General features: G+C 40.4%; 7 protein-coding genes. 5 read left to right on the top strand and 2 right to left on the bottom strand.

Annotated features, from left to right (window positions below; all coding sequences use genetic code 11):
* The 4 genes from AC52RT_RS10625 to AC52RT_RS10610 all read left to right on the top strand — a co-directional run.
* Window positions 1-555, top strand: a 555-nt coding sequence (locus AC52RT_RS10625) for an acyl-CoA dehydrogenase family protein (RefSeq protein WP_495540722.1), incomplete at its 5' end; no start/stop codon positions are given.
* Between the two features lie 20 nt (window positions 556-575).
* On the top strand, window positions 576-1340 hold the full coding sequence (fabG, locus tag AC52RT_RS10620) for a 3-oxoacyl-ACP reductase FabG (protein ID WP_495540721.1): 765 nt from the start codon (window positions 576-578) through the stop codon (window positions 1338-1340).
* Between the two features lie 30 nt (window positions 1341-1370).
* Window positions 1371-2549 carry a thiolase family protein gene (locus tag AC52RT_RS10615; RefSeq protein WP_495540720.1) on the top strand — a complete coding sequence of 393 codons (1179 nt, stop codon included), beginning with the start codon at window positions 1371-1373 and terminating at the stop codon, window positions 2547-2549.
* Window positions 2550-2557: 8 nt separating this feature from the next.
* Window positions 2558-2971, top strand: a complete 414-nt coding sequence (locus tag AC52RT_RS10610) for an acyl-CoA thioesterase (protein WP_495540719.1) — start codon at window positions 2558-2560, stop codon at window positions 2969-2971.
* 40 nt (window positions 2972-3011) lie between these two features.
* Here AC52RT_RS10610 and AC52RT_RS10605 read toward each other — a convergent pair whose 3' ends face one another.
* Window positions 3012-3473 (bottom strand): DinB family protein, encoded by a 462-nt coding sequence (locus tag AC52RT_RS10605; protein WP_495540718.1) that lies wholly within the window; start codon window positions 3471-3473, stop codon window positions 3012-3014.
* A 199-nt stretch (window positions 3474-3672) separates the two neighbouring features.
* Between AC52RT_RS10605 and AC52RT_RS10600 the strand changes: the two genes are divergently transcribed.
* Window positions 3673-4905: a Zn-dependent hydrolase gene (locus tag AC52RT_RS10600; RefSeq protein ID WP_495540717.1), complete on the top strand. Its 1233-nt coding sequence runs from the start codon at window positions 3673-3675 to the stop codon at window positions 4903-4905.
* A 105-nt stretch (window positions 4906-5010) separates the two neighbouring features.
* Here AC52RT_RS10600 and guaC read toward each other — a convergent pair whose 3' ends face one another.
* Entirely contained in the window at window positions 5011-5994 is a 984-nt protein-coding gene (guaC, locus tag AC52RT_RS10595; protein ID WP_495540716.1) for a GMP reductase, read from the bottom strand.
* Window positions 5995-6094 lie beyond the last annotated feature (100 nt).

The raw sequence follows: 6094 nt of genomic DNA, 5'->3' as shown, positions 1-6094 counted from the left end.
GGAGAATGGGGTCCGGCCGGATTAGTTTTTGATAACGTTCGCGTACCTGAGGAAAACATTTTAGGAGAAATTAATGGCGGCTACAAACTTGGATTAGAGTGGATTGGTTTTGCTAGATGGGTGGTGGGGGCACGTGCAGTCGGAACAGGGGAGCGCTTGCTGCAAATGGCACTAGATTATTCGAAAGAACGAGTAACCTTTGGTCGCCCTATTGCAGATAGGCAGGCCATTCAGTGGCAAATTGCAGATTCGGCTGTTGAAATTGAAGCGGCAAAATGGCTCGTACTTAATGCTGCTTTTACGCTTGATCAAGGGGAAGATAACCGTCATCTAGCTGCGATGGCCAAATTGTATGGAGCAAATATGGGCAATCGAGTCGTCGATCGCGTTCTTCAAATCCATGGAGGTATGGGATATACAAGAGAGTTGCCTATTGAAAGGTGGTACCGTGAGGCTAGGCTGTGGAGAATTTATGATGGTACGGATGAAATACAACGGATGATTATTTCTAGAAACTTATTAAAAGGACATGTGAAAATCGGTCAGTATATGTAAATATGAAGGAGGTTGATAGTATGACAGGAAGATTTGATGGCAGAACAGCTTTTGTAACAGGAGGAAGCCGTGGAATAGGGAAGCAGATTGTCGAGCAATTTGCTTGCGAAGGAGCAAATGTCGCCATTATAGACATAAATGAAGAATCCTTGAATCAAACTGAAGTAGAATTAACAGAAAAAGGCTATTCCGTATTTGCGAAACTAGCAAGCGTTAGTGATCGCGGTGAAATAGAAAAAGCCATGGAGGAGGCGGCTGATCGATTTGGAACGATCGATATCCTTGTTAATAATGCGGGTGTAATTAGAGATAATATGCTATTTAAAATGACAGATGAAGACTGGATGATGGTCATGGATGTGCATTTAAAGGGTGCCTTTTATGCATCGCGGGCCGCACAAAAATATATGGTGAAGAATCATTATGGACGCATTATCAATATTTCTTCCACCTCTGCGCTAGGGAACAGAGGACAGGCTAATTATTCCACCGCAAAAGCAGGGTTACAGGGATTTACAAAAACCCTCTCCATTGAACTCGGTAAATTTGGGATTACTGCAAATGCTGTTGCACCAGGATTCATAGAGACGGAAATGACAAAAGCCACTGCAGAAAGAATTGGTATTCCCTTTGAAGAGTTAATAAAAGCAAATGTTAATAAAATTCCAGTAGCAAGAACTGGAAAGCCCGAAGATATCGCTCATGCTGTTGCCTTTTTTGCAGATGAACGATCTTCGTTCGTCAGCGGCCAGGTTTTGTATGTTGCCGGTGGACCAAGAAATTAACTAGATTGCTAATAAAGGGATGGTGAAAATATGAGAGAGGCTGTAATTGTTTCGGCTGTACGAACCGCAATCGGTAAACAAGGGGGTGCACTTGCGTCAGTACCTCCGCATATCTTTGGTGCTGAAGTAATTAAAGAGGCCATGAAACGGGTAAATGTAACCCCGGAGATGGTTGAGGATGTTATCTTAGGAAATGTTTTAAGCGGCGGGGGAAATATTGCTCGATTAACCGCCCTTCAAACAGACCTATCTATCGAACTGCCTGGTTTAACGATAGATCGACAATGCGGCTCCGGTATTAATGCGGTTATGTTAGCTGCTCAGGCAATTCTGGCTGGAGATGGAGATGTCTATGTTGCCGGAGGCGTTGAAAGTATGAGTCGTGCCCCGTATTTAATGGATCGGCCGGAAAAGCCTTACAGTACTGTGCCCCCAAGAATCAGGAAATCCCAGCTGTCTCCTACAGCGATAGGGGATCCTCCGATGGGGCTAACCGCGGAAAATTTAGCGAAAAAATATGAAATTAGCAGGGAAGAACAAGATGATTTTTCTGCAAGCAGCCAACAAAAAATGAAAAGAGCTATAGATGAAGGCCGGTTTATTGAACAGATCGTTCCCATAGACATTCCTATTCGAAAAGGTAATCCAGTGGTCTTTAGTCAGGATGAACATCCACGTCCGCAATCGACAAAAGAAGTCCTGGCAAAACTTCCTCCAGCATTTCTTGATGCAGGTACTGTGACGGCAGGGAATAGCTCAGGTTTAAATGATGCGGCTGCTGCACTTGTTGTGATGTCAAGAGAAAAGGCAGAAGAGTTAGGAATTAAGCCGCTGGCGATAATCAAAGCACATGCTGTAGCAGGTGTTAATCCGGCTATTATGGGAATAGGCCCTGTACCAGCAACAAGGAAAGTGATGGAGAAGTCTGGACTATCTTTAGATGAAATGGATATCATCGAGATAAATGAAGCATTCGCAGCACAAGTTATTGCTTGCGACCGCGAGTTAAATATGGATTTAGAAAAAGTAAATGTGAATGGTGGTGCGATTGCTCATGGCCATCCATTGGGAGCGACTGGAGCCATTCTCTTAACCAAAGCTGTATATGAACTTGAACGAATAAAAGGCAGATATGCACTTATTACGGCATGTATCGGCGGGGGTCAGGGGATTGCTGCTATTATTGAAAGAGAACAGGCTGCGTTATAGGAGGATGTATGAACGTCATTCCTGATTTCCCGATTTATGTGAGATTTTCAGAGACAAATGCCAGTGGGTATGTGAGTACGATTAGTTACTTTTTATATCTTGAGGAAGCTCGTACCCGTTTCTTTGAGATCCTTCATTTGGATAAATATAAGAAGCATTTGAAGATGAATGTTCTTGTTGCTTCCACTGAATGTCGGTTTTTAAAGCAGGTATATGCAAAGCAAAGACTGACCCTCACTACAAAAGTGATAAAAATAGGAACGAAAAGCTTCACTTTACAACATGAAATAAAGTGTCAAAATGGAGATGTTTTAGCAGTTGGAAGTGCTGTAATCGTTTGTTATTGTTTTCAATCTCAGAAGTCTATAAAAATCCCGCATGAATTAGGTCAGTCGCTTGAGGAATATCTTCAAACTGTTTAACATACCCCGAATTCTCAGGGTATGTTTTTAACGTGAATAATTAGCGTTCAAAGAACATAGGAGGCTCAATGCCCAAGGCACGTAAATAAACGAATCCTTGACCGCGATGATGGATTTCGTTCTCAAGACAGTACAAAAGACGACTGAAATGACTCGCTGGAGGTCCAAAGAAAGGGTCGCTCTCTACCATCGAAAGCCGTTCTTCCGTAATATTCTCCCAGAGCTTAATGGTTTCGTTCCTAACACTGTGACAAGCAGCCAAAAGGTCCATTTTAGAGTGAACATCAAACTGATCAGGCTGCCAATCCCAAACACTTGTGGCAATCCCGCGAACATATCCTGTTTCAATGCCTAGAATTTCTAGGGCCATTTCAGAATAAGGACGAATAGATTCTGCTGCAGTAAAGGTAAATAGCTCATCTTCTGGAAAAGCTTCAATCGTTCGAATCGTAAGTCTTCGGTTACCTTCCAGTATTTCTAATAGTTCCGTCATGGATAACATGTTCTATCCCCTCCATCTAAAGCTTACTTAAATAAGGTTCGGTACATCTTCTGCTATTCCTGCCAAAAGACATTTTTTTGGACAAAAGGTATAGACAATCTTATAAATAAGTAACGATTTGTCTAGTGAATAAGCTAGTCAAAATCGATATAATAAAATCATTATAGACTAAAAATTCAGACAAAAGGAGTTGTGACTTATGAAAAAACAAAAGGTAGTAATTAATGGTACGAGGTTAAAAGAGAATCTTGAAAAATTTGCTGATTTTGGCCGGACGGAAAACAATGGAGTCACACGCTTATCTTTAACAGAAGAAGATCGATTAGCCAGAGATTACTTTTGTTCATGTTGTAAGGAATTAGGGATGAATGTAACGATAGATGATTTAGGGAATATATATGCTGTTTTAGAAGGATTGGAACAAAGACCTCCGATTGTTATGGGTTCACATTTAGACAGTGTGAAAAAAGGAGGGCGATTTGATGGGGTCTTAGGCGTAGCAGCCGGATTAGAAGTGGTACGAACATTAGTAGAGAATGGAATTGAACCTCGCATTCCCATTATGATTGTTAATTTTACAAATGAAGAGGGAGCACGATTTGAGCCTTCCATGATGTCATCTGGAATATTGTCAGGAAAATTTGATAAGACTACTATGTTTAATAAAATAGATAGTGACGGGATTAAATTCGGCGATGCTTTACAGTCTATTGGCTACTCAGGAAACATCGAGTCACGACTGGATGAGGCTGAGGCGTTTTTAGAATTACATATTGAACAAGGACCCATTCTTGAAACAGAATCTTTAAGTATTGGTGTGGTTGAATGTGTACTAGGAATGGTTTGTTACGAGATAGAAGTAACGGGTGAGTCTGACCATGCCGGAACCACCCCAATGGAAATGAGAAAGGATGCTTTTTTTACAACGAATAACATTATTATGAAGGCAAGGCAAGCGTTAAGTGCTTTAGATCAAGATTTGGTCTATACTATTGGCCGGGTAAATGTATTTCCGAATATACACACGGTGATTCCGAATAAAGTGATCTTTTCAATAGAATCTCGACATAAGGATCCAGAGATTATTAAGCAGGTGGAAGAAATTATTCACGGATTTACCAGCTCTAGTGTAAAAGAAGGCTGTGAAATTAAGACAACAAAATTATGGAAGCGGGATACGGTTTGGTTTGATGAGAATATTTGTGACCTAATCCAACAGTCTACGGAGTCATTAGGCTATTCTTATAAAAGAATGGTCAGCGGCGCGGGACATGATGCTCAGTTCATGGCGAGCTATCTTCCAACGGCTATGGTCTTTGTACCAAGCATTAACGGAAAAAGTCATGTTGAAAGTGAATGTACCGAATGGGAAGATTGTGAAAAAGGAGTAAATGTCATTTTAGAAACCGTACTAACCATCCTATCGAACTAACTATCTTTGAACCTGCTGTATTCCAGCAGGTTTTTTCTGTGAAATTTATATGAAGACAGAAAAGATAAGCAGACTGCCTGCTCATCTTTTTGAATGGTCAATCGTTTAATAAACTTTATCACCATTGAAAATTGAATTCTTTACAATAACATAATCGACTGTACGAATAGCTTCTAATTTTGTTCCTCCAGCATAAGAAATAGAAGATTGAAGATCTTGTTCCATTTCTTTCAGGGTATCCACTAATGAACCCTTGTGCTCGACATACACTTTTTTACCTTCGACATTTTTCTTTTCACCTTTTTGGAATTCTGAGGCTGAGCCGAAGTATTCTTTAAAGCGTTTACCATTTTTTTTAATGGTTTCGCCTGGTGATTCTTCATGTCCAGCAAACAATGAACCAATCATGACCATTGAAGCACCAAAGCGAATGGATTTTGCTACATCCCCATGAGTACGAATGCCTCCGTCAGCAATAATGGGCTTACTTGCTGCTTTTCCGCACCAGCGAAGGGCAGCTAATTGCCAGCCGCCTGTACCAAAGCCGGTTTTGATTTTCGTGATACATACTTTACCTGGTCCAATTCCTACTTTCGTTGCATCGGCACCAGCATGTTCTAGTTCTCGGACTGCTTCAGGCGTTCCGACGTTGCCGGCAATGACAAAACTTACAGGAATAAGTTTTTTTATGTATTTAATCATCTCAATGACTGCGTTCGAATGACCATGGGCAATATCAATCGTGATATATTCAGGTACCAATTTTTCATCGGCTAATTGTTGTATAAATGAGTATTCCTCTTCTTTGACACCTACACTGATTGATGCGAGTAAACCACGTGATTGCATATCTTTAATAAAAGAAATACGTTTTTCTGGTTCAAAGCGATGCATTATATAGAAATAACCATTTTCTGCTAAGTACGTGGCTATATTTTCATCGATAATCGTTTGCATATTGGCAGGAACGACAGGTAATTTAAAGGTATGTTTTCCTAACGTTACAGTAGTATCACACTCAGAACGACTGTTTACCACACATTTTGCAGGAACTAATTGTATATCTTCGTAATCAAACACATTTTCCATGCTTTACACCCCTAAATACGAATATTAAAGTTAAGTTAGACTAAATCGTTCGTCTAACTGTAATTTACCTCATATTTATTATTTTGTCAAAGTTTTTAAA

The organism is Peribacillus sp. (assembly GCF_059453735.1).
Note: the sequence above shows the minus strand (reverse complement) of the source record. Positions and strands in the feature narration are given on the sequence as shown.

What these genes read in the sequence shown, in the direction of transcription:
- fabG (WP_495540721.1), top strand. Translation starts at nt 576, where the DNA reads ATGACAGGAAGATTTGATGGCAGAACAGCTTTTGTAACAGGAGGAAGC.
- AC52RT_RS10615 (WP_495540720.1), top strand. Translation starts at nt 1,371, where the DNA reads ATGAGAGAGGCTGTAATTGTTTCGGCTGTACGAACCGCAATCGGTAAA.
- AC52RT_RS10610 (WP_495540719.1), top strand. Translation starts at nt 2,558, where the DNA reads ATGAACGTCATTCCTGATTTCCCGATTTATGTGAGATTTTCAGAGACA.
- AC52RT_RS10605 (WP_495540718.1), bottom strand. Translation starts at nt 3,473, where the DNA reads ATGTTATCCATGACGGAACTATTAGAAATACTGGAAGGTAACCGAAGA.
- AC52RT_RS10600 (WP_495540717.1), top strand. Translation starts at nt 3,673, where the DNA reads ATGAAAAAACAAAAGGTAGTAATTAATGGTACGAGGTTAAAAGAGAAT.
- guaC (WP_495540716.1), bottom strand. Translation starts at nt 5,994, where the DNA reads ATGGAAAATGTGTTTGATTACGAAGATATACAATTAGTTCCTGCAAAA.